Annotated in this window: 23 protein-coding genes and 2 riboswitches; of the genes, 20 read left to right on the top strand and 3 right to left on the bottom strand. The window is 41.3% G+C overall.

What is annotated here, in order from left to right; all coding sequences use genetic code 11:
• Positions 1-23 precede the first annotated feature (23 nt).
• The 4 genes from AC25Y6_RS01995 (at position 24) to gcvPB (ending at position 4,923) form a co-directional block, all read left to right on the top strand.
• Complete coding sequence (locus AC25Y6_RS01995; RefSeq protein WP_482103062.1) at positions 24-539, top strand: shikimate kinase; 516 nt, start codon at positions 24-26, stop codon at positions 537-539.
• Between the two features lie 225 nt (positions 540-764).
• A riboswitch (glycine riboswitch) is annotated at positions 765-856 on the top strand.
• 1 nt (position 857) lies between these two features.
• Positions 858-935, top strand: a riboswitch (glycine riboswitch).
• Positions 936-991: 56 nt separating this feature from the next.
• Entirely contained in the window at positions 992-2,089 is a 1,098-nt protein-coding gene (gcvT, locus tag AC25Y6_RS01990) for a glycine cleavage system aminomethyltransferase GcvT (protein WP_488141904.1), read from the top strand.
• Between the two features lie 34 nt (positions 2,090-2,123).
• Positions 2,124-3,470, top strand: coding sequence for an aminomethyl-transferring glycine dehydrogenase subunit GcvPA (gcvPA, locus tag AC25Y6_RS01985; protein ID WP_488141903.1), 1,347 nt, complete (start codon positions 2,124-2,126; stop codon positions 3,468-3,470).
• Positions 3,463-4,923, top strand: coding sequence for an aminomethyl-transferring glycine dehydrogenase subunit GcvPB (gene gcvPB / locus AC25Y6_RS01980; RefSeq protein ID WP_482105515.1), 1,461 nt, complete (start codon positions 3,463-3,465; stop codon positions 4,921-4,923). The genes gcvPA and gcvPB overlap by 8 nt, the downstream gene beginning before the upstream one ends.
• Before the next feature lie 140 nt (positions 4,924-5,063).
• Here the strand turns inward: gcvPB and AC25Y6_RS01975 are convergent, their stop codons facing one another.
• Positions 5,064-5,267 (bottom strand): hypothetical protein, encoded by a 204-nt coding sequence (locus tag AC25Y6_RS01975; RefSeq protein ID WP_488139668.1) that lies wholly within the window; start codon positions 5,265-5,267, stop codon positions 5,064-5,066.
• A 124-nt stretch (positions 5,268-5,391) separates the two neighbouring features.
• Complete coding sequence (locus AC25Y6_RS01970; protein WP_482103121.1) at positions 5,392-5,709, bottom strand: rhodanese-like domain-containing protein; 318 nt, start codon at positions 5,707-5,709, stop codon at positions 5,392-5,394.
• A 161-nt stretch (positions 5,710-5,870) separates the two neighbouring features.
• On the opposite strand from AC25Y6_RS01970, the gene AC25Y6_RS01965 reads away from it, so the two are divergent.
• Positions 5,871-6,707, top strand: a complete 837-nt coding sequence (locus AC25Y6_RS01965) for a lipoate--protein ligase family protein (RefSeq protein WP_488141902.1) — start codon at positions 5,871-5,873, stop codon at positions 6,705-6,707.
• Positions 6,708-6,913: 206 nt separating this feature from the next.
• Complete coding sequence (locus tag AC25Y6_RS01960; RefSeq protein WP_488141901.1) at positions 6,914-9,475, top strand: vitamin B12-dependent ribonucleotide reductase; 2,562 nt, start codon at positions 6,914-6,916, stop codon at positions 9,473-9,475.
• A 44-nt stretch (positions 9,476-9,519) separates the two neighbouring features.
• Here the strand turns inward: AC25Y6_RS01960 and AC25Y6_RS01955 are convergent, their stop codons facing one another.
• Positions 9,520-10,482, bottom strand: a complete 963-nt coding sequence (locus AC25Y6_RS01955) for a DUF1385 domain-containing protein (RefSeq protein WP_488141900.1) — start codon at positions 10,480-10,482, stop codon at positions 9,520-9,522.
• 129 nt (positions 10,483-10,611) lie between these two features.
• Here AC25Y6_RS01955 and AC25Y6_RS01950 point away from each other — a divergent pair, with 129 nt between their 5' ends.
• The 14 genes from AC25Y6_RS01950 (at position 10,612) to folD (ending at position 19,933) form a co-directional block, all read left to right on the top strand.
• Entirely contained in the window at positions 10,612-11,040 is a 429-nt protein-coding gene (locus tag AC25Y6_RS01950; protein ID WP_482103069.1) for a hypothetical protein, read from the top strand.
• A 62-nt stretch (positions 11,041-11,102) separates the two neighbouring features.
• On the top strand, positions 11,103-11,543 hold the full coding sequence (aroQ, locus tag AC25Y6_RS01945; RefSeq protein WP_482103122.1) for a type II 3-dehydroquinate dehydratase: 441 nt from the start codon (positions 11,103-11,105) through the stop codon (positions 11,541-11,543).
• Positions 11,544-11,547: 4 nt separating this feature from the next.
• Positions 11,548-12,606, top strand: coding sequence for a M24 family metallopeptidase (locus tag AC25Y6_RS01940; RefSeq protein WP_488141899.1), 1,059 nt, complete (start codon positions 11,548-11,550; stop codon positions 12,604-12,606).
• Between the two features lie 25 nt (positions 12,607-12,631).
• Positions 12,632-13,189 carry an elongation factor P gene (gene efp, locus AC25Y6_RS01935; RefSeq protein ID WP_482103071.1) on the top strand — a complete coding sequence of 186 codons (558 nt, stop codon included), beginning with the start codon at positions 12,632-12,634 and terminating at the stop codon, positions 13,187-13,189.
• 119 nt (positions 13,190-13,308) lie between these two features.
• Positions 13,309-13,518 (top strand): SpoIIIAC/SpoIIIAD family protein, encoded by a 210-nt coding sequence (locus AC25Y6_RS01930; RefSeq protein WP_482103072.1) that lies wholly within the window; start codon positions 13,309-13,311, stop codon positions 13,516-13,518.
• Positions 13,518-13,895 (top strand): hypothetical protein, encoded by a 378-nt coding sequence (locus AC25Y6_RS01925; RefSeq protein WP_488141898.1) that lies wholly within the window; start codon positions 13,518-13,520, stop codon positions 13,893-13,895. The genes AC25Y6_RS01930 and AC25Y6_RS01925 overlap by 1 nt, the downstream gene beginning before the upstream one ends.
• A 16-nt stretch (positions 13,896-13,911) precedes the next feature.
• The gene (locus AC25Y6_RS01920; RefSeq protein ID WP_482103074.1) at positions 13,912-14,811 is read left to right on the top strand and encodes a stage III sporulation protein AE; all 900 of its coding nucleotides are present in this window, start codon (positions 13,912-13,914) and stop codon (positions 14,809-14,811) included.
• 197 nt (positions 14,812-15,008) lie between these two features.
• Positions 15,009-15,479 carry a hypothetical protein gene (locus AC25Y6_RS01915; protein WP_482103075.1) on the top strand — a complete coding sequence of 157 codons (471 nt, stop codon included), beginning with the start codon at positions 15,009-15,011 and terminating at the stop codon, positions 15,477-15,479.
• Positions 15,466-16,014 (top strand): SpoIIIAH-like family protein, encoded by a 549-nt coding sequence (locus tag AC25Y6_RS01910; protein ID WP_482103076.1) that lies wholly within the window; start codon positions 15,466-15,468, stop codon positions 16,012-16,014. The genes AC25Y6_RS01915 and AC25Y6_RS01910 overlap by 14 nt, the downstream gene beginning before the upstream one ends.
• Before the next feature lie 246 nt (positions 16,015-16,260).
• Positions 16,261-16,761, top strand: a complete 501-nt coding sequence (accB, locus tag AC25Y6_RS01905; RefSeq protein ID WP_482103077.1) for an acetyl-CoA carboxylase biotin carboxyl carrier protein — start codon at positions 16,261-16,263, stop codon at positions 16,759-16,761.
• A gap of 14 nt (positions 16,762-16,775) precedes the next feature.
• Positions 16,776-18,122: an acetyl-CoA carboxylase biotin carboxylase subunit gene (accC, locus tag AC25Y6_RS01900; RefSeq protein ID WP_488141897.1), complete on the top strand. Its 1,347-nt coding sequence runs from the start codon at positions 16,776-16,778 to the stop codon at positions 18,120-18,122.
• A gap of 17 nt (positions 18,123-18,139) precedes the next feature.
• On the top strand, positions 18,140-18,541 hold the full coding sequence (locus tag AC25Y6_RS01895; RefSeq protein WP_482105521.1) for an Asp23/Gls24 family envelope stress response protein: 402 nt from the start codon (positions 18,140-18,142) through the stop codon (positions 18,539-18,541).
• A 115-nt stretch (positions 18,542-18,656) separates the two neighbouring features.
• Entirely contained in the window at positions 18,657-19,037 is a 381-nt protein-coding gene (nusB, locus tag AC25Y6_RS01890; RefSeq protein WP_482103080.1) for a transcription antitermination factor NusB, read from the top strand.
• A 23-nt stretch (positions 19,038-19,060) separates the two neighbouring features.
• Entirely contained in the window at positions 19,061-19,933 is an 873-nt protein-coding gene (gene folD / locus AC25Y6_RS01885) for a bifunctional methylenetetrahydrofolate dehydrogenase/methenyltetrahydrofolate cyclohydrolase FolD (RefSeq protein ID WP_482103081.1), read from the top strand.
• Positions 19,934-19,943: the final 10 nt, after the last annotated feature.

The raw sequence follows: 19,943 nt of genomic DNA, 5'->3' as shown, positions 1-19,943 counted from the left end.
CGTTCTGCCAAATGGGTGATGAGATGAAGAAAGTATATTTAGTTGGTTTTATGGGATGTGGAAAAAGTGCAATCGGCAAACGACTTAGTTATGCAACAAGAATGCCCTTTTACGATATGGATAATGAAATCGTAAAGATGACAGGTTTGTCGATTCCACAAATATTTGAACTGCACGGCGAGGAGTATTTCCGTAATTTGGAAACGGATTTTCTCCGCTCATTTCGTGATGAATATTGTATCATTGCAACGGGCGGAGGTGTGGCGATGAGAAAGGAAAATAGGGAAGTCATGCGTGAGACGGGACTTGTCTTTTTCCTTAATGCTCCATTTCGTGACATATGGAGGCGAATATCAACCGACCGGAATCGTCCAATTGTGCAAAGGTCTAGCCGAAGCGACCTTGAAGGTTTATTTAATGCGCGAAAACCTTTTTACTTACAAAGTGCCCATTTTAAAGTGGAAACTGAAAAGCGTTCGTTAAGAGATATTGTAGATTATATTGCTTTTCAAATTGGCCGTCTTAAAGGGGAAAAGTAATAAGTGGAAATCAGCTGTTGATTAGATTTTTAAAACTATAGTTAGCAGAAAGTTTAATTTTCAAAGATATACACGAACGTTTTTGGTTATAAAGGCATAAATGTTCGTTAAAACGACAGTCAATTAAAAAGCATTGCACTTACATGGATGAAATGTTAAGATATAAGGCGAAAGGGCAATAGTTGTCCGAATCTTATTCATTTTCATTTCAATTGAATAGCGCGAATGATTGTATGAGGAGAGCACGCAAAGGCGTCGCCGAAGGAGCAAGTAACTTATGTTATGAATCTCTCAGGTAACAAGACTCATACAGGACGCATCTCTGGAGAGTGCCGGATAATCGGCCACCAACGAGGAAAGCCGTAAGGTCAAACTTTCAGGTACAAGGACAGAGGTTCTCTTCTTAGGGGACCTCTGTCCTTTTTTATCAATTTTCCAAGGGGGAATGAATTATGTCAGAAACTTTACAACGTACCGTCCTTTTTGATAGCTATGCTGAGTATGGCGGGAAAACAATCGATTTTGGTGGTTGGGAATTGCCTGTTCAATTCTCGAGTATAAAAGCGGAACACGAAGCTGTACGTACGAAAGCAGGATTATTTGATGTATCCCATATGGGTGAAGTGCTTGTAAGTGGGGAAGGTTCTCTTCCTTATTTGCAAAAAATGGTTACGAACGATGTTTCGAAACTTAAAGATGGACAAGCGCAATATACCGCTATGTGTTATGAAGATGGCGGAACTGTAGACGACCTTCTAATTTACAAACGTGGTGAAAACGACTATCTGCTTGTTGTCAACGCGTCAAATATCGACAAAGATCTCGAGTGGATGAACAGTTACGTGACTGATGATGTTAAAATTGAAAATGTATCATCTTCCTATGCACTTCTAGCTTTGCAAGGACCAATAGCGCAGGAAGTCCTTCAGAAGTTGACAAACGAGCCGCTTGAAGACATTAAGTTTTTCCGTTTCAAGGAAAATGTCGAGATTTCAGGTCAGAAAGTGCTTGTATCCCGTACAGGATACACAGGAGAAGATGGTTTTGAAATTTATGGATCACCGGAAGCGATTGTTGAACTATGGTCTGCTATCCTGAAAGCAGGCGAAAGTGAAGGCGTCGTACCAGCGGGTCTTGGAGCACGTGATACACTTCGTTTCGAAGCGGGTTTACCGTTATATGGACAAGAATTGTCAAAAGAGATCTCACCACTTGAAGCGGGTGTAGGTTTTGTAGTCAAAGTAAATAAAGAAGCAGATTTCCATGGGAAAGAAGCTTTATCTGCACAAAAAGAGAATGGTGTACCGCGTAAACTTATCGGTTTGGAAATGATTGATAAAGGGATTCCACGTACTGGTTACAAAGTATTCCTCGGTGAAGAACAAATCGGTGAAGTCACGACGGGTACACAATCACCAACACTTAAAAAGAATATAGGTTTTGCGCTTTTGAATCGTGAGCATACTGCTGAAGGAACTGAAGTTGAAATAGAAATTCGAAATAAACGTTTGAAAGCTGTAATTATTGCTACACCATTTTATAAACGCTAATCATACTAACATTATGAAAAGGGGTTAAGAGGACATGCAGCATCGTTATATTCCTATGACTGAAACTGATCGCGCTGAAATGATGAAAACAATTGGTATTTCATCCATAGATGAACTTTTTGCGGACATTCCTGAAAAGGTCCGATTTAAAGGCGAATACAATATTAAAAAAGCGAAATCTGAAACTTCATTAACAAAAGAACTGTCAAAACTTGCGTCGAAAAATGCGGATGCGCGCACATATGCATCATTCTTAGGTGCAGGGGTTTATGATCATTACAAACCAATCATTGTTGACCATGTTATTTCGCGTTCTGAGTTCTATACGGCTTATACGCCTTACCAACCGGAAATTTCGCAAGGTGAGTTGCAAGCGATTTTTGAGTTCCAAACAATGATTTGTGAGCTGACTGGTATGGATCTTGCAAACTCATCTATGTACGATGGCGGAACGGCTCTTGCAGAAGCGGGAACGCTTGCATCTGGACATACGCGTCGGAAGAAACTTCTTGTTTCCGAGACGGTTAATCCGGAATCTCGTGATGTAGTGCTTTCCTATGCATCAGGTCAAAATATCGAAGTGGTCATGATTCCACAAAAAGATGGCGTAACAGATATGGCGATGCTGGAAGAATTGATAGACGAGAATACAGCCGCTGTTTTAGTTCAATACCCGAACTTCTTCGGTCAAATCGAAGACATTCAAAAAATCGGGGAAATTACACACGCTAAAGGCGGATTGTACGTTGTATCATCAAATCCACTTGCACTTGGAATACTGACGCCACCTGGCAAGCTAGGCGCTGACATCACGGTAGGAGATGCACAGCCGTTCGGCATTCCAGAATCTTTCGGCGGACCACATTGTGGCTATTTCGCAGTGACGAAAAAGTTGATGCGAAAAGTACCTGGGCGTCTTGTTGGAGAAACGACGGATGATGAGGGCCGCAGAGGTTACGTTTTGACACTTCAAGCACGAGAGCAGCATATCCGTCGTGATAAAGCGACGTCTAACATCTGTTCGAACCAAGCCCTGAATGCACTTGCAGCTTCTGTTGCGATGACTGCACTTGGGAAAATAGGCGCGCAAGAAATTGCATATCAGAACATTGTGAAAACACGTTATGCGAAGGAAGCATTTGAAAAAGCCGGGTTTGAAGTTAAATTTAGTGGATCGCATTTTAACGAAATTGTCGTTGATTGCAAACAGTCTGTTAAAGAAGTGAATACAACATTATTTACAAAAGGGATAATCGGCGGCTATGACTTAGGTTTGACGTATCCTGAATTTGCAAACCATGCTCTAATCGCTGTGACTGAACAGCGTACGAAAGAAGAAATCGATGCACTTGTGCAGGAAATGGAGGCCCTTCATGCATAAAGATAACCAGGCATTAATATTTGAACTTACTAGAGAAGGACGGATAGGCTATAGTCTTCCTGAACTGGATGTGCCTGAACTTGACCTTTCCGGCTTATTGCCAAAAGGATTTGTTCGCGAGGAAGTTGCAGAACTTCCGGAAGTTTCCGAACTTGATATTATGCGTCATTACACAGCACTTTCGAATCGTAACCACGGGATTGATTCCGGATTCTATCCACTTGGATCATGTACAATGAAATATAATCCGAAAATCAACGAATCCGTTGCTCGTTATCCTGGATTCGCAAATATTCACCCACTGCAAGATGAGTCGACTGTTCAAGGTGCACTGGAAGTAATGTATGACCTGCAAGAGCATCTTGTAGAAATTACGGGTATGGACGAAGTGACTCTTCAGCCAGCAGCGGGAGCGCACGGTGAATGGACGGCTCTTATGATGATCCGTGCTTACCATGAAGCAAACGGTGACTTCAAACGTACGAAAGTACTTGTTCCGGATTCGGCACACGGTACTAATCCAGCTTCAGCTACAGTTGCCGGTTTCGATACGGTTACAGTAAAATCGGGTGAAGACGGACTTGTTGATCTTGAGGACCTGAAACGACATGTAGGAGATGACACGGCAGCACTTATGCTGACGAACCCGAATACACTAGGTCTATTTGAAGAAGAAATTCTTGAAATGGCTGAGATTGTTCACGCTGCTGGAGGAAAACTCTATTATGACGGTGCAAACCTGAATGCAGTTATGTCTAAAGCACGCCCTGGCGACATGGGCTTTGATGCAGTTCACTTGAACTTGCACAAAACATTCACAGGTCCTCATGGTGGTGGTGGACCAGGTTCAGGTCCAGTGGGTGTGAAGAAGGATCTTATTCCTTACCTGCCGAAACCAGTTCTTGTGAAAAAAGATGAGGTTTATACGTTTGAATACAATTTACCGCAATCAATCGGTCGTGTTAAACCGTTCTATGGTAACTTCGGAATCTATTTACGTGCATACACGTATATTCGTTCAATGGGCCCGGACGGCTTGAAAGCAGTTACGGAAAATGCTGTATTGAATGCAAACTATATGATGCGCTTATTGGAGCCTTATTTCGACCTTCCATATAACCGACATTGTAAACACGAATTCGTACTGTCGGGTCGCCGTCAAAAGAAACTTGGCGTGCGCACGCTTGATATGGCAAAACGTTTGCTTGACTTTGGCTATCACCCGCCAACAATTTACTTCCCGCTTAACGTTGAGGAAGGCATGATGATTGAGCCTACAGAAACAGAGTCAAAAGAAACACTTGACGCTTTCTGTGACGCTCTTATCCAAATTGCAAAAGAAGTCGAAGAAAATCCAGAAATCGTACAAAATGCTCCGCATACAACAGTTATCAATCGTCTTGATGAAACGAAGGCGGCACGTAATCCTGTTTTGCGCTATATAAAACAATAAGTAATCGACAAAAGGCACAGCAAATCCTGTTGTGCCTTTTTGTCGTGGGCGTATTTAGAGCAAGTGGAGGTTTATAAAAGGGAAATCTAGCCAGAAGAATTGTCATTGTCAGTGGTGGAATAACTTGAGTAAATCGAGGTTTAGCACTTCTCCCATTCAACGTCTGCATAACTGTTGTAAAGAGCTTGCGCTGTTTCTGTAAGTCCCTGATTCGTAAGGATTATTGTTTCGTCCAATTGGTCTTCATTAGCGCGGTTGAAACGGCCTGTAGCATTGCTGAGTGGAGGATTACTCGCTTGGGTTAATTGTGGGGTGTTATTTGCAATGAACGACCCCACACGCATGCGAGTGCCGTCTAGCGTACTGGGAAAAAGAACTCAATTAATCGTTTTCTTTAATGACATATGCTGCTTCATTCCATACTCTAGTATTGAAAAAAGCTCCTCCCAAGGGGAAGAACTTTATATTTTACTTACTTTTCACTTTACCTGTCCATTGACGGAAGCCGCCTTGCAGGTGGAAGAGTTGATCATATCCTTTTTTCCTTAGAAGTAAGGCTCCACGTGCGCTTTTTCCACCGTTTTGATCGTATAAGTAAACGGGCTTGTCCGACCGGATTTCTTTATGTCGCTGACGGAACTGAGAGTACGGAATATTACGCGCTCCCAGAATATGACCAGCATCATAATCCTTGGGCTCACGCACATCGATTAGTTGTGCTTTCCGATAACCTTCGATAAATTGCTCTTGCGTCAAGTTTGTAACAGCTTTCTTAAGACGTTGCATCGTCACAACAAAATAAATGATTACGATAAGAGCAACGGCCCCTAGGATATAATAGTTCAAAACAAATTTCCCCTTTCTCTCTACCTTATCATTATAAAGATTGAGTGGCACTTGTTCAATGGGAATGATAAAATGAAATTCGTTGTGGAGGGAGAATTCGAATGAAAAAAAAGGTTTGGCACTTCATTAATTCAGGAAAATGTCGTGCTTCGTTCAATATGGCTTTGGATGAGGCACTGCTAGAATGGCATAGCAAAGGGGAAATCGGCCCAGTACTTCGATTTTATGAATGGGAACCCGCTACGTTATCAATTGGTTACTTTCAAAATGTCGAAAGAGAAATAGATATGGGTGAAGTGAAAAAAAATGGACTTGGATTCGTTCGACGTCCAACGGGGGGCAGAGGTGTCCTTCATGAGCACGAACTTACATACAGCGTTATTGTTAGTGAAAGTTATCCCGAAATGCCTGAAACGGTAACAGAAGCGTATCGTGTTATCTCGGGCGGTTTGCTTGAAGGGTTCCGTAACTTAGGCTTAGATGCGTCATTTTCAGTTCCTAAAACTGAACAACAGAACAATGATTTAAAGAAACCGAGAAGTGCAGTCTGCTTTGACACACCAAGTTGGTATGAACTTGTTGTTGAGGGGAAGAAAGTTGCTGGAAGCGCGCAGACAAGACAGAAAGGTGTCATTTTACAGCACGGTGCGATACTTTTAAGTCTTGATGTGGACAAACTGGTTTCTCTCTTTAACTTTAAAACGGAAGAACACCGCGAACAAATGCGTATGAGTTTGCCAGAAAAAGCGGTAGCAATAGATAAACTGATAAACCGCTCTGTTTCAATTGAGGAATGTACAGATGCATTTTCAAGAGGTTTCGAATCAGCGCTTGATATGGAACTTGTACCATTAGAATTAACAGAACAGCAAATCGAATTCGTAATGGAAATTGAGCGGGAAAAATATGCGAATGATGACTGGACATATAGAAAATAACATCTGTAACTTTGGTGCTATTTATCGAGAATTAAGCGTTCCGAAATGCGTAAATTAAGCATTTGGAGTTTAATGTAAAAACTATTTTATTGAAGCAGGTTTCAATATGTAGTATATTAGGTATTATAATTAACACAACATGTAGTGTTCTACGTGAAAATACATGTTTTGTTTTATGAATATATCCCATAAGGAGGGATGCGTTAATGGTCATTGTTTCAAAACACCAGGAACCTATCTTGGACAAGGCACAGCTGAATGCGGATATCTCTAAATTCCCGCAAGTGCATCCAATTACAGATGATATGCATATTGAACATAAAGGGGTATCCCGGCTTGTCATGATTGACAGATATTCGTTTAAGGATACGGAAAAGGAAACACTCAAAGTTGGTGATTTCGTCGTCCTAACGGTTAAGGAAGATCCGAAATTCCCGGCACGTGGACTTGGCTTTATCACTGCAATTGATAAAAAAAGTGGAAAAGCAGATATATGGATTGAAAAAGATTTTCGTTCAGCGATCGACAATCCAGTTGAGCAGGAAAAAGGTATCATTACAAGACCGATAGAAGTTCTAGAAAAGCCACTTGAAGTTTTTTATGAGCAAATTGCCAAACGTAATGCGACAGGACTTGCCTCGGTTGAAACGACAGAAGCAAGACGAAAAGAATCGTTCGATCAGTTCTACAATCAATTGTCGAAATTGAATTTCATTCCTGCTGGACGTGTTCTATACGGAGCTGGTTCAGATACTGAAGTGACTTTCTTCAACTGTTATGTTATGCCTTTCGTGGCTGACTCTCGTGAAGGTATTTCTGATCACCGCAAACAAGTGATGGAGATCATGAGTCGCGGTGGTGGTGTTGGGACAAATGGATCCACACTACGACCACGTAACACACTTGCACGCGGCGTCAACGGTAAATCATCCGGGTCGGTTTCTTGGCTCGATGATATAGCTAAATTGACACATCTTGTCGAACAAGGTGGATCTAGACGTGGTGCACAGATGATCATGTTAGCAGATTGGCATCCGGATATTTACGAATTTATCATCTCAAAAATGCAGAATCCTAGAATCCTCCGTTACCTTGTGGAAACTACCGAAGATGAATTGATAAAAAAGTTAGCAAATGAAAAACTGAAATTCAAACCGCTTACAGCTCAAGAAGAAGCGATGTACCAAGGGATAATGAACTATCGGACGATTCCTGGTATGGGTGGATTCAATGATGCAATCTTGAAAGATGCTGAAACGAAATTGCGTGATGGGGGAACCTATTCCGTACAAAATGCGGAATTCCTCACAGGTGCAAATATTTCCGTCACATTGACAGACGATTTCATGAAAGCAGTTGAACAGAACGCAGATTATGACCTGCGCTTCCCAGCTGTTGAAAAGTACTCGCCGGAAGAAATGGCTACATACAACGAAGAATGGCATAAAGTCGGCGATGTCCGTGAATGGGAGCGTCAAGGGTTTGCAGTTCGTGTATACCGAACAATCAAAGCACGTGCACTTTGGGATCTTATTAACATCTGTGCAACGTACGCCGCTGAACCCGGCATTTTCTTCATCGACAATGCCAACAATGAAACGAATGCCAAAGCTTACGGCCAGCAAGTTGTAGCAACGAACCCATGTGGTGAACAACCACTTGCACCTTACAGCGTTTGCAATTTAGCTGCTGTAAACCTTGCGGAAGTCGCAAATAAAGAGACAAAAACAGTAAACTTCGAAAAATTAAAAGAAATAGTTCGTATTGGTGTTCGAATGCAGGATAATGTTATCGATGCAACGCCATATTTCCTAGCAGAAAACAAAGTACAAGCACTCGGCGAACGTCGTGTTGGACTCGGCGTAATGGGACTTGCTGACCTGTTGATCTATTGCGAAAAAGAATACGGTTCTCTTGAAGGCAACGACCTTGTCGACAACGTATTTGAAACGATCGCAACATCTGCTTATCGTGAATCAATCGAACTTGCAAAGGAGAAGGGAAGTTTCCCATTCCTTATCGGTAAGACAGATGAGGAAACGTTAGCCCTGCGCAATGCGTTCATCAATACAGGCTTCATGAAAAAAATGCCGGAAGATATTCGCGTGTCCATTTTGGAACACGGTATTAGAAACTCCCATTTATTAACTGTTGCACCAACTGGATCTACTGGAACCATGGTTGGCGTTAGTACTGGATTGGAACCATATTTCTCCTTTTCTTATTACCGCAGCGGGCGTCTTGGTAAATTCATCGAGGTGAAAGCTGAAATAGTAGAAGAGTATTTGAAGAATAATCCAGCTGCAGATCCGGAAAACTTACCGGAATGGTTTATCTCTTCGATGGCTCTTGCGCCTGAAGCGCATGCAGATGTACAGTGCATCATCCAACGTTGGATTGACAGTTCAATTTCTAAAACGGTCAATGCGCCACGGGGGTATACTGTTAAACAAGTTGAAAGTGTTTATGAGCGTCTCTATAAGGGCGGAGCGAAAGGCGGGACTGTCTATGTGGATGGTAGCCGAGATGCGCAAGTCCTGACCTTAAAAGCTGAAGAGAATGAAATGGATTCCGACTATGTTGAAGAAGTAGTTGCACAGCGTAAAGTTGTTCTTGTCAATACAATACAAGATCTACGTTCGACAAACGTTACAATCGGATCTGAAGTCGGTGATACTTGTCCTGTATGTAGAACAGGTACAGTCGAAGAAATGGGCGGCTGTAATACATGTACGAACTGTAATGCCCAATTAAAATGCGGGTTATAAAGCAATATAAAAGCGGAAGCGGCCATAATCGGCAGCTTCCGCTTTTAAATAATTACAGGAACAGTCCCTGCTTCAAGTCCCATTGCATCAACACCATGCTCTTCTAGTTGCAATAATTTCTCAAACGATGCAATTGCAATTTCCACTTGCTTGTCATCAGGGTCTTTCGTTGTCAATAGTTGAAGCCACAAACCGGGATAGCCTAAATACTTCAAGATAGGAACATTGCGAAGCGAATTTGTTATTTGCAGGACTTCAAAAGAAATGCAGAGAACGACTGGAATGAGTAGAATCCTATTTACAATGCGAAACCAAAATGGATCGGCCGGTACAAGGAAATAAACAAACATACCAACAATTACCGTAAACAGCATAAAACTGCTACCGCAACGAAAATGGAGTCTAGATTGTGACTGAACATTTTCAACTGTCATGGGCAAATTATTTTCATATGTGTTGATAACTTTATGCTCCGCACCATGGTACTGGAATACCCTCTTAATGAGCGGTGTCATAGAAATAAGTGAAATATAGGTCAATAGCAAAATGAGCTTAAATAGACTTTCAAGCAAAATTTGTGCTGTTTTTCCTGGTGCAACAAATTGTAGTGCTTGTGCTAGAAAGACGGGGATCAGTGTAAAGAGGAACTTCCCAAATAGTAAAGATAAGACTCCGACAGCTGCGACACCAAGAACCATTGCCAATTTGGAGGTTTCTTCTTTTGGCGGAAGAATTTCTTCGCCGGGCATAATATCATAGCGGTCACTGGAAAATGTTAAATGCCGTGACCCGATTCCAGCAGATTCAATTAATGCAACAAATCCACGAATAAATGGGATTTTCTTCATTTTTATCAGAGTATTACTCTTTTCCTTTGGAAGGTGGAAATAATCAATTGTATCGTCCTTTCGCCTAATTGCCGAGATGGTATGATTTTTTCCGGCAAACATAACACCTTCAACTAGTGCTTGACCCCCGTAAGTAGGAGGCTGTTGTTCTTTTTTCATATATTTAGCCCCACTTTCTTTTAATTCAACAAATACTATTAACTCATTATACTAAAAAATAAAGTTACACTCCATAATGATGTTTAAAAAGTTCTAAACCTCCCGACACTTTGTATAGGAGGGATATCTATGATGAATATTACTTTGTTATGGACTGCACTAATCGGGGCCTTAATCACAACGATAGCTCTAAAGTTCCTGCAATTATTCAATTTCATTAATTGGTCACCTATCGGCTGGGCAAAAAAATGGCAGATATTCGTATCAGCTCATTATTCAATAAAATGGATTTTGCTTTTCATGGCTCTTACATTGTTATTTGCCATTCTGTATTTCGTCGTGTCATTCACTACATCAATTCCCCCGTCTATAACCGCGTTAATTCTAGGGTTTATTGTTGTTTTTGCGGTTGAATGGACAATTGGTTCACCGCAAAGTCCTGTAGCTGCAATAAAATCGATATCTATACCTTACCTAGCGTTAATGGCCATTGTGTTCAGATTTATCACAGGAACGGCTGTATTTATGAAGAAATTTTCGGATGAAAGTGTGAAATGAGTTGCTACAAAAGAACGATATGCTAAAATGGGAAAGATAACGGTGAAGGGAATGGTGTGGCAGTGAAGTTACTTATTCTAAACGGACCCAATCTAAACAGGCTTGGTAGTAGGGAGCCAGGTATTTATGGTGCTGAAACATTAGCAGATGTTGAAAGTAAACTAGACAAGGCTGCGTCGCTCCATGATGTTGAACTATCATTCTTCCAATCGAACTGGGAGGGTGCACTAGTCGATAAGATCCACGAAGCTGGTGACACCAGTCTTGATGGCATTATTTTTAATCCTGGAGCGTTTACACACTATAGCATTGCTCTACGTGATGCAATCGCATCTGTCGATGTGCCTGTCATTGAGATCCATATATCAAACATACATAGCCGAGAGCCGTTTAGAGAGAAGTCTGTCATTGCACCGGTCTGTATCGGTCAGTTAACTGGATTTGGCACTGACGGATATCAACTGGCCTTTCAAGCATTTCTTCTCCGGAGAAAAGGGGTATGAAACTGTGAAATTGACAAAAATACGGGAACTGTTAATCGAACATGGCATTGATGCACTGCTAATCACAAACGAATTCAACCGTCGTTATATGACAGGATTCACAGGTACCGCTGGGCTTGCGCTAATCTCGGCTGATGATGCAGTATTCATCACAGATTTTCGTTATACGGAACAGGCGGAAAAAGAGATTCAAGGTTTCCGTATCGTCCAGCATACGGCAACAATCATAGAAGAAGTAGCAATCCAGGCGAAAAAAATGAAACTTCGTACTATCGGTTTCGAAAAAGATAATGTATCATTCGGTCTTTATGAGCTTTACAATGAAAAAGTTGATGCGGAGCTGAAACCAGTCTCGGGTCTTGTTGAAAAACTACGTATGGTGAAAACGGAAGATGAGCTTATCATTTTGAAAAAAGCGGCTAAGATTGCAGATAACGCATTCACACATATTTGCGGTTTTATCAAACCGGGTCTCACAGAGTTGGAAGTATCGAATGAGCTGGAGTTTTCCATGCGAAGTCAAGGAGCTACGTCATCATCATTCTCTATTATTGTTGCTTCCGGTTTGCGCGGAGCATTGCCCCATGGTGTAGCAACAAATAAAGTAATCAATTCGGGTGACTTTGTCACGTTAGACTTCGGTGCTTTGTATGAAGGTTATATTTCAGACATTACACGTACTGTTGCTGTAGGTGAGCCTTCAGCAAAACTAAAAGAAATCTATGAAGTGACTTTAGATGCCCAAGAACTTGCTTTAAAAGAGATTAAACCGGGTATGACAGGAATAGAAGCGGATGCGATTGCTCGCGATTATATTAAGTCTATGGGCTATGGCGAAGCATTTGGACATTCTACAGGACATGGTATAGGTCTGGAAGTTCATGAAGGACCCGGACTATCTTATCGATCTGAATTGATTCTGGAACCCAATATGACTGTAACTGTAGAGCCTGGGATATATTTACCTGGAATCGGCGGCGTACGTATTGAAGATGACATCATCATAACCGTTGACGGCAACGAACGTTTAACGCACTCAACAAAAGAACTACTTATCTTATAATCTATCATCCATTGGAGGAAATACTATGATTTCAGTAAACGATTTTAAAACAGGATTAACAATTGAATTTGACGGAGACATTTGGCGTGTAATGGACTTCCAACACGTAAAACCAGGAAAAGGTGCAGCTTTCGTACGTTCAAAACTGCGCAACCTACGTTCAGGTAACGTCAATGAAAAAACATTCCGTGCCGGAGAAAAAGTTGCTAGAGCACAAATCGATAACCGCCGTATGCAATACTTGTACGCAAATGGAGACGAACATATCTTTATGGATAATGAATCTTACGAGCAGATTGAACTTCCTGAAAAACAAATTGAAGACGAATTGAAGTTTTTGAAAGAGAACATGGAAGTTCATATTATTCTCTTTAAAGATGAGGTACTTGGCGTTGAATTGCCGGTAACAGTCGTTTTAGAAGTTGCTGAAACGGAGCCAGGTATTAAAGGCGACACAGCAAGCGGTGGATCTAAGCCGGCTAAAATGGAAACAGGTGTCGTCGTACAAGTGCCATTCTTCGTCAACACCGGCGACAAACTAATCATCAACACAGTAGAATCTGAATACGTTTCTAGAGCATAAAGAAACATACTAAGTCAATCGAAGAATCGGAAAAGTCATGCTACCCAAATGGGTGGCATGACTTTTTTACATATATTGAACCTCTAGCACATAGGATGTTGCAATGGGGGGAACACCGGATGGAACTAAATGATTTGCTACGAGTTGCCGGTATCGGATTAGTCATCGGTTTTCTGCATATTTTTTTCGAGCAGACTGGCAGAAAGGAATTTTCTTTCTTCTTGTTTTTCATCGCTTATATTTACATCACTGCTGAAATGCTCCGCTTCCTAAGGATTTTCTTCTCGGAAATTACGGAGTTTTTCCAGTGGTTGTCCATGTCGGTCTGATGCTGACTTTAGTTCAGACCATTGTCGTCTTCCTAATTCTCCTCCTCATTTCATTTACTGTACCCAAATTACAGCCGTTGTTGTATACATCTATTTTTCTCTATTTTTTATTTCATATATTTCTCACCATTGTTTTCCCATTCGTCATCTACTTTTTAACTCTTTTTGAACCGTTACCGGAACCATTTGCAAAGTTACTGATTGGCAGCGCCATTCTCTTTTTATTATCTGAGCTCATTGCAAAACATATCGCTGAAGCAGGTTACGGTTCATTAGCGGCAATCGCTCATTTCGCCGTAAAGATTGCAATACTTACTCTTTGGATGGAACAGACATCCAAACTAATAGATTTACTATTAAAACTCATCACAAAATGAACGGACGGGGCCATCCATGATCTCTTTTATAGAAACGCTACTCGGAACCGTATTATCAAGCTTTGTCATCGTCATCATCTCTGCATTTATGGCTTTGCTAGTAGATTTCCTATTCCCTACGTTTACGAAATGGACGAGGATGATTCTCATATTCATTGTAATAACGGTAGCTTTGCAGCCAGCATTTGAACATTTAAATCTAATTCGGGATATTGCGCATTCCATATCAATGATGTTCATTTCCATTTATCCGATTTTGACAGCCAGTATGATCGCTACAGGCGGAGCATTCAGCATGCTAAATTTCCAACCGGCAATGCTACTGTTTGCAAATGGTGCAATCGTTTTGACAGAACGTGTTCTGATTCCTCTTTTGACTGCAGCATTGATATTAGATTTAGTTTCCAGAATACTTCCACCCGTTCCTTTTACAAAAATGGCGGATTTAATTCGGACGAGCCTTCTAGGAGCGGTATCGGCAGTAGTAGCAGCTTATTCAATTTTTATCACGGTGGGAGGCACGATGTCTTGGGCGCTTACGGGTTTGACGAGTGAGCCTATTAAAGAACTCATTCGTCAAAACGTTCCACTTATCGGCTCTTTCATGACTGATAGTATGGGGACAATCGGCCGCTATTCATCGGGAGCAAGTGTTTTTGCAGGAGGATGGCTAATATCTGCAATTTGGACAGTGGCGCTTATTCCGTCATTCAAAACATTAATCACCGCATTCTTTTATAGATGGACTGCGGCTCTCATTGAACCATTTGCAAATGAAGATATCACGGGTATTTTGGATGATATCGGGCGGACGTTATTCGTGTTATGTGCAATCTCTTTTCTTATTGCTTTTGCATTTATCTACACGGCACTATTTTCAATTATCCTTGTAAAGTTGATTACTACGATGAAATGAGGCTGGAAATGGAGTCTTTTTAACTGGAATTCTGCTGATCACACTATTATCTGCAACAATCTTGTTATTATTTTCAAACGAAACAGAAGAGAAATTCATACCCATTATTAAACTTGCAATTGGTATCTGGATGATTCAATCAATCTTCACAATAATTGGTCATAGCCTCTCGTGAAACTGCATAAAATGAATCATTGATGACAGGTCGTACAACCGGCTCAATGAACGGAAATGGTGATGATATGCAAAAACCAAAAAGGAAAATCCATACTGTCCTCCTCGGGACGATTGTTCTCCTGGTCATCATTTTCATCAATTCCAGTCTTGATGTCATCGGGGGGGGGAAGGAAAAAAAGGAGGAGAGCCGGGAATATGCTGCATTAGAAGAGGCGCTTATGAGAACTGAGGGAATAGGGGAAGTTTTACTCTACCCCCATTATGAAGGTGGAGAATCTGCAAATCCGCTATCCGATTACTTTTCAATATCCAAAGCATCGACTACAAAAGGAAATCAGTTGCAAGGCATTCTAGTCGTTGCAGAAGGCGCGGAAGATTTCAAGATGAAAAACGAACTATCCAAGATCTTGTCTACTGTACTTCAGCTACCCGAATACCGAATCGTCATCGTTGAAATGGAGAAAAGGGGGAACACTAATGAAAACGAATAAAAGAACAGTATGGTTTTTGACATTGCTAAGCCTGGTTGCAGTCATCTCGATCTATTACATCAAAGAAAAAGCGCCGATGCCGTTCGACGGGATCACCATTTTTAAGGACTCGGACAAAGCTATTAATTTGAACGAGGAAGCTGATGGTACAGATAAAACGACGCCCGTATTTGCTGAAGCGTTGCTCTTTGAGGAAATGCGGATGGAAGTTCGCAATGAGCGAAGTAAAATGGAAGATCAGTTATTGACTAAAATGACATCTTCAGAGTATACGGCAGAGGAAAAAAACAAAGTGTTCGATGAGATGGCCATGCTTAATAAACAAGAATCAGCCGAAGCGCTCATGGAATTACAAATTAAAGCGTTGGGGTATCCTGAAGCATTCGTACACAATCAAGATGGTGATGTAAAAATCACTGTCCTTTCTTCGGAAGGTCAATCAGCACAAATGGCAGAAGAGATTACCCATTTCGTCATGACAAGTTGGAAAGATGCCAGGGTCGTTCAAGTTTCTTTCACTGGCGACTCGGAATAACCTAACAAATTGAAGGCCCTGGATAGGGTCTTTTTTTTTGCTAAATCAATATACAATGCCGCATAACTGTGCGTTTCCAGGCACTCTCTGTGTTCCAATTAATCTTTTTCGTAGCTGGAAGATGACTTCAGCTTTTGATCATTTCCCTCAAACTTTGAGGGAAATGACCTTTATCTATTTCAATATGACGTGAAAACGTCTAAAATAGATATAGAACGTATTAAAATGGAGTCAGGAGAATCGATCATGCTAAAAATTCAAGAAATCCGTGAAATTATTAAACTAATTGATCAATCTTCAATTGAAAAATTTTCTTATGAATTAGATGGTGCAAAACTGGAATTAAAAAAAGGAAGTACTAAGCATTCCACTTCAGTAGTTGAAGCAGCACAACCTGCTCAGCAAGTAGTTGCTGAAAAACCGGCGCAACCAGTAGTAGAGGTAAGTTTACTTCCAGAGGAGTCGCCAACTACTTCTGAAGTTGCAACACAATCGGACGATTCATCATTGACCAAAGTTATTTCACCAATGGTTGGTACTTTCTATTCTGCATCTTCACCGGAAGTACCGGCGTATGTACAGATTGGCGATAAGGTGAAAGCTGAATCAATCGTTTGTATCGTAGAAGCAATGAAGTTATTCAATGAAATTGAAGCGGAAGTTTCTGGGGAAATTGTTGAGATTCTCGTAAAAGACGGGCAACTCGTAGAATATGGCCAGCCCCTCTTCCTCGTAAAAGCTAATTGAAGGGGGAGTAACGTATGAAGAAAGTGTTGATTGCAAACCGTGGTGAAATTGCAGTTCGTATAATCCGAGCTTGTAAAGAGCTTGGCATGAAGACAGTTGCAGTTTATTCTGAAGCTGATCAGGATGCTCTGCATGTTGAATTGGCTGATGAAGCTTATTGCATCGGTCCAAAGTTATCTAAAGACAGTTATCTTAACTTTTCCAATATTATTAGTGTCGCAAAACTTACCGGATGTGATGGCATTCACCCGGGATATGGTTTCCTGGCGGAAAATGCAAGTTTCGCGGAACTTTGTGAAGAGGTCAATATCGAATTTATAGGTCCGACCGCAGATTCAATTTCGAGGATGGGAACGAAAGACGTAGCTCGTGAAACTATGAAGAGTGCTGGCGTTCCGATTGTTCCAGGTTCAACGGGAATCGTAGCTGATGAGCAAGAAGGCCTCCGTATCGCTGAAGAAATTGGTTTTCCGGTCATCATCAAAGCAACGGCAGGCGGAGGCGGTAAAGGGATTCGTGTTGCGAGGGATGCTGAAGAGCTGGTAAGTGGAATCAAAATTACACAAAAAGAAGCTGCTGCTGCTTTCGGTAATCCAGGTGTCTATCTTGAAAAATTCATTGAAGTTTTCCGTCATGTTGAAGTTCAGATACTAGCCGACAAATACGGTAACACGATTCATCTAGGTGAGCGGGATTGTTCCATTCAGCGAAGAATGCAGAAGTTATTAGAAGAAGCACCTTCACCAGCGCTGACACCTGAACTTCGTCACTCTTTAGGGGAAGCAGCTGTCAAAGCGGCGGAAGCCGTGAATTATAGAGGTGCAGGTACGGTTGAATTTATTTTTGATCATATCAATCAAAAGTTCTATTTCATGGAAATGAACACCCGTATCCAAGTAGAACATACGATAACAGAAATGATTACGGGTATCGATTTAGTTCAGCAACAACTTAAAATTGCATCAGGTGAAAAATTGGGCTATCGTCAAACTGATATTAAAATCAACGGCTGGTCTATTGAGTGTCGTATTAATGCAGAAAACCCATCGAAAAACTTTATGCCCTCACCAGGTAAGGTTACGATGTATATGCCTCCGGGCGGTTTTGGTGTTCGGGTAGACTCGGCGATGTATACAGGTTATTCCATTCCACCATTTTACGATTCTATGGTTGCAAAGCTGATTGTTCATGCCGACACTAGGGAGGAAGCTGTAGCAAGGATGAAACGGGCACTTGATGAATTCATCATCGAAGGCGTAGATACAACCATCCCATTCCATTTGAACCTTATGGATAACGAAGTTTTCAAGTCTGGCGATTTTGATACAAAATTCCTTGAAAAGTACACAATTATGAACTAACGGAGAGGAGAATCTGGATGTCTGATAAAACAATTCCAACATTGGTTGGATTGGCTCCATCGGGAAGCAGTGAACTTGGACACGTCCATCTTGCTCCTGAAGTTCTTGAAGTAATTATTGGTATTGCGACGACAGAAATAAAAGGCGTTGCATACACAAGAGGAAACTTTGCAACAGGTGTTGCGGAGAAGTTTGGAAAAGTGAATCATGGTAAGGGAGTCAAAACGGAATGGACTGAACAAGGTTTGATGATCGATGTTCATTGTGTTGTCGAGTATGGATATTCTTTACCCGCAATCGCATTGGAAATCCAAAAACAAATACGTCATGCAATATTCCACATGACATCCCTTGAAACAACAGAAGTCAATGTTCATATTACAGGGATTCAGATTGAAGCTGGAACCGAAACCGTATGATCTGAAAAGCATCATTCTATCGGATGATGCTTTTCAAATTGTCTTACTGTATCTGGACAACCAACTTATGCTATGATAATGCCCTAGAGATACGGTAGTGGAGGAGAATAATATTATGAAACGACGAGAAGCACGCGAAAAAGCTGTACAAACACTTTTTCAGCTTGATAATACAGAACTGAGTATAAATGAGGCAATCACTTATATTATTGAAGAGCCGGTGAACCGGTTTTATGAACAAATTGTTCGTGGTACTGTAGAGAATAAGGAAGAGATTGATGAAGTCCTTACCGAAAAGCTGGAAAATTGGTCTTTGGACCGCCTCCCTAAAATCGAACGGACCGTTTTACGAATCGCTGTCTATGAACTGCTATACAATAAAGAAGTACCACACAGGGTTGTAATAAATGAAGCAATCGAACTTTGTAAAACATTTGGCGATGAAAAATCAGGCCGATTTGTAAATGGCGTACTATCGAAATTCGAAGAAAAATAATTGGATTGTTTGGAGGAACCATGATGACTGACAAACGGATTGATGGAACAGCAATTGGTAAGGAAATCAGGGAAGAAATAAAGCACAGAGTAACTACGCTTAGGGCAAATGGCTGTCAGCCAGGCCTAGCGGTAGTCTTAGTCGGTGAAAACCAAGCTTCCCGTACATACGTTAGAAACAAACAGAAATCGAGTCTGGAAGCGGGCATGAAATCGGAATTAATTGAACTTCCCGCTACGGTATCCGAAGAGGAGTTACTTAATCACGTTATTAGATTAAATAATGATAATTCAATTCATGGCATCCTCGTTCAATTACCATTACCTGACCATATCGATGAGAACCTCGTTATTCGTGCCATCGATCCTACAAAGGACGTCGATGGATTCCACCCGGAAAATGTTGGGAAAATGATAATTGGTCAAAAAGCATTCCTGTCATGCACACCATACGGGATCATTAAACTTCTTGAGCGGACAGGCACTGAAATTAGCGGCAAGCATGCAGTTATTGTTGGACGTAGCAATATAGTGGGGAAACCGATGGGTCAATTACTGTTGCAACGCGACGCCACAGTCACATACTGCCATTCCAAAACAAAGGATTTAGCATCCTTTACAAAACAGGCGGATATTCTAATCGTCGCAATTGGAAAGACAAAATTCATTACAGAAGAGCATATAAAAGACGGTGCTGTCGTTATTGATGTAGGCATGAACCGTGATGAGAACGGAAAACTTTGCGGAGATGTCGATTTTGAATCAGCAATAACGAAAGCTTCTGCTATAACACCGGTACCTGGCGGAGTAGGTCCAATGACAATTACCATGCTTCTAAAAAACACTCTTCACAGTGCTGAAAAAGCATATGAAGAAGGTAGACACTCACAAAAATAATAAAAAACCG

This window comes from Sporosarcina sp. Y1004 (genome assembly GCF_057669665.1).
This window is presented reverse-complemented; position numbering and strand designations above follow the sequence as displayed.

Excerpts from the sequence above, each read along its gene's own strand:
- AC25Y6_RS01925 (WP_488141898.1), top strand. The coding sequence starts at position 13,518 with ATGCTGACTTTAGTTCAGACCATTGTCGTCTTCCTAATTCTCCTCCTC.
- accC (WP_488141897.1), top strand. The coding sequence starts at position 16,776 with ATGAAGAAAGTGTTGATTGCAAACCGTGGTGAAATTGCAGTTCGTATA.
- AC25Y6_RS01965 (WP_488141902.1), top strand. The coding sequence starts at position 5,871 with ATGAAAAAAAAGGTTTGGCACTTCATTAATTCAGGAAAATGTCGTGCT.
- AC25Y6_RS01915 (WP_482103075.1), top strand. The coding sequence starts at position 15,009 with ATGACAGGTCGTACAACCGGCTCAATGAACGGAAATGGTGATGATATG.
- AC25Y6_RS01960 (WP_488141901.1), top strand. The coding sequence starts at position 6,914 with ATGGTCATTGTTTCAAAACACCAGGAACCTATCTTGGACAAGGCACAG.
- AC25Y6_RS01955 (WP_488141900.1), bottom strand. The coding sequence starts at position 10,482 with ATGAAAAAAGAACAACAGCCTCCTACTTACGGGGGTCAAGCACTAGTT.
- AC25Y6_RS01930 (WP_482103072.1), top strand. The coding sequence starts at position 13,309 with ATGGAACTAAATGATTTGCTACGAGTTGCCGGTATCGGATTAGTCATC.
- AC25Y6_RS01975 (WP_488139668.1), bottom strand. The coding sequence starts at position 5,267 with ATGCGTGTGGGGTCGTTCATTGCAAATAACACCCCACAATTAACCCAA.
- AC25Y6_RS01910 (WP_482103076.1), top strand. The coding sequence starts at position 15,466 with ATGAAAACGAATAAAAGAACAGTATGGTTTTTGACATTGCTAAGCCTG.
- AC25Y6_RS01895 (WP_482105521.1), top strand. The coding sequence starts at position 18,140 with ATGTCTGATAAAACAATTCCAACATTGGTTGGATTGGCTCCATCGGGA.
- nusB (WP_482103080.1), top strand. The coding sequence starts at position 18,657 with ATGAAACGACGAGAAGCACGCGAAAAAGCTGTACAAACACTTTTTCAG.
- efp (WP_482103071.1), top strand. The coding sequence starts at position 12,632 with ATGATTTCAGTAAACGATTTTAAAACAGGATTAACAATTGAATTTGAC.
- AC25Y6_RS01950 (WP_482103069.1), top strand. The coding sequence starts at position 10,612 with ATGATGAATATTACTTTGTTATGGACTGCACTAATCGGGGCCTTAATC.
- accB (WP_482103077.1), top strand. The coding sequence starts at position 16,261 with ATGCTAAAAATTCAAGAAATCCGTGAAATTATTAAACTAATTGATCAA.
- gcvPB (WP_482105515.1), top strand. The coding sequence starts at position 3,463 with ATGCATAAAGATAACCAGGCATTAATATTTGAACTTACTAGAGAAGGA.
- gcvPA (WP_488141903.1), top strand. The coding sequence starts at position 2,124 with ATGCAGCATCGTTATATTCCTATGACTGAAACTGATCGCGCTGAAATG.
- AC25Y6_RS01970 (WP_482103121.1), bottom strand. The coding sequence starts at position 5,709 with ATGCAACGTCTTAAGAAAGCTGTTACAAACTTGACGCAAGAGCAATTT.
- AC25Y6_RS01920 (WP_482103074.1), top strand. The coding sequence starts at position 13,912 with ATGATCTCTTTTATAGAAACGCTACTCGGAACCGTATTATCAAGCTTT.
- folD (WP_482103081.1), top strand. The coding sequence starts at position 19,061 with ATGACTGACAAACGGATTGATGGAACAGCAATTGGTAAGGAAATCAGG.
- AC25Y6_RS01995 (WP_482103062.1), top strand. The coding sequence starts at position 24 with ATGAAGAAAGTATATTTAGTTGGTTTTATGGGATGTGGAAAAAGTGCA.
- gcvT (WP_488141904.1), top strand. The coding sequence starts at position 992 with ATGTCAGAAACTTTACAACGTACCGTCCTTTTTGATAGCTATGCTGAG.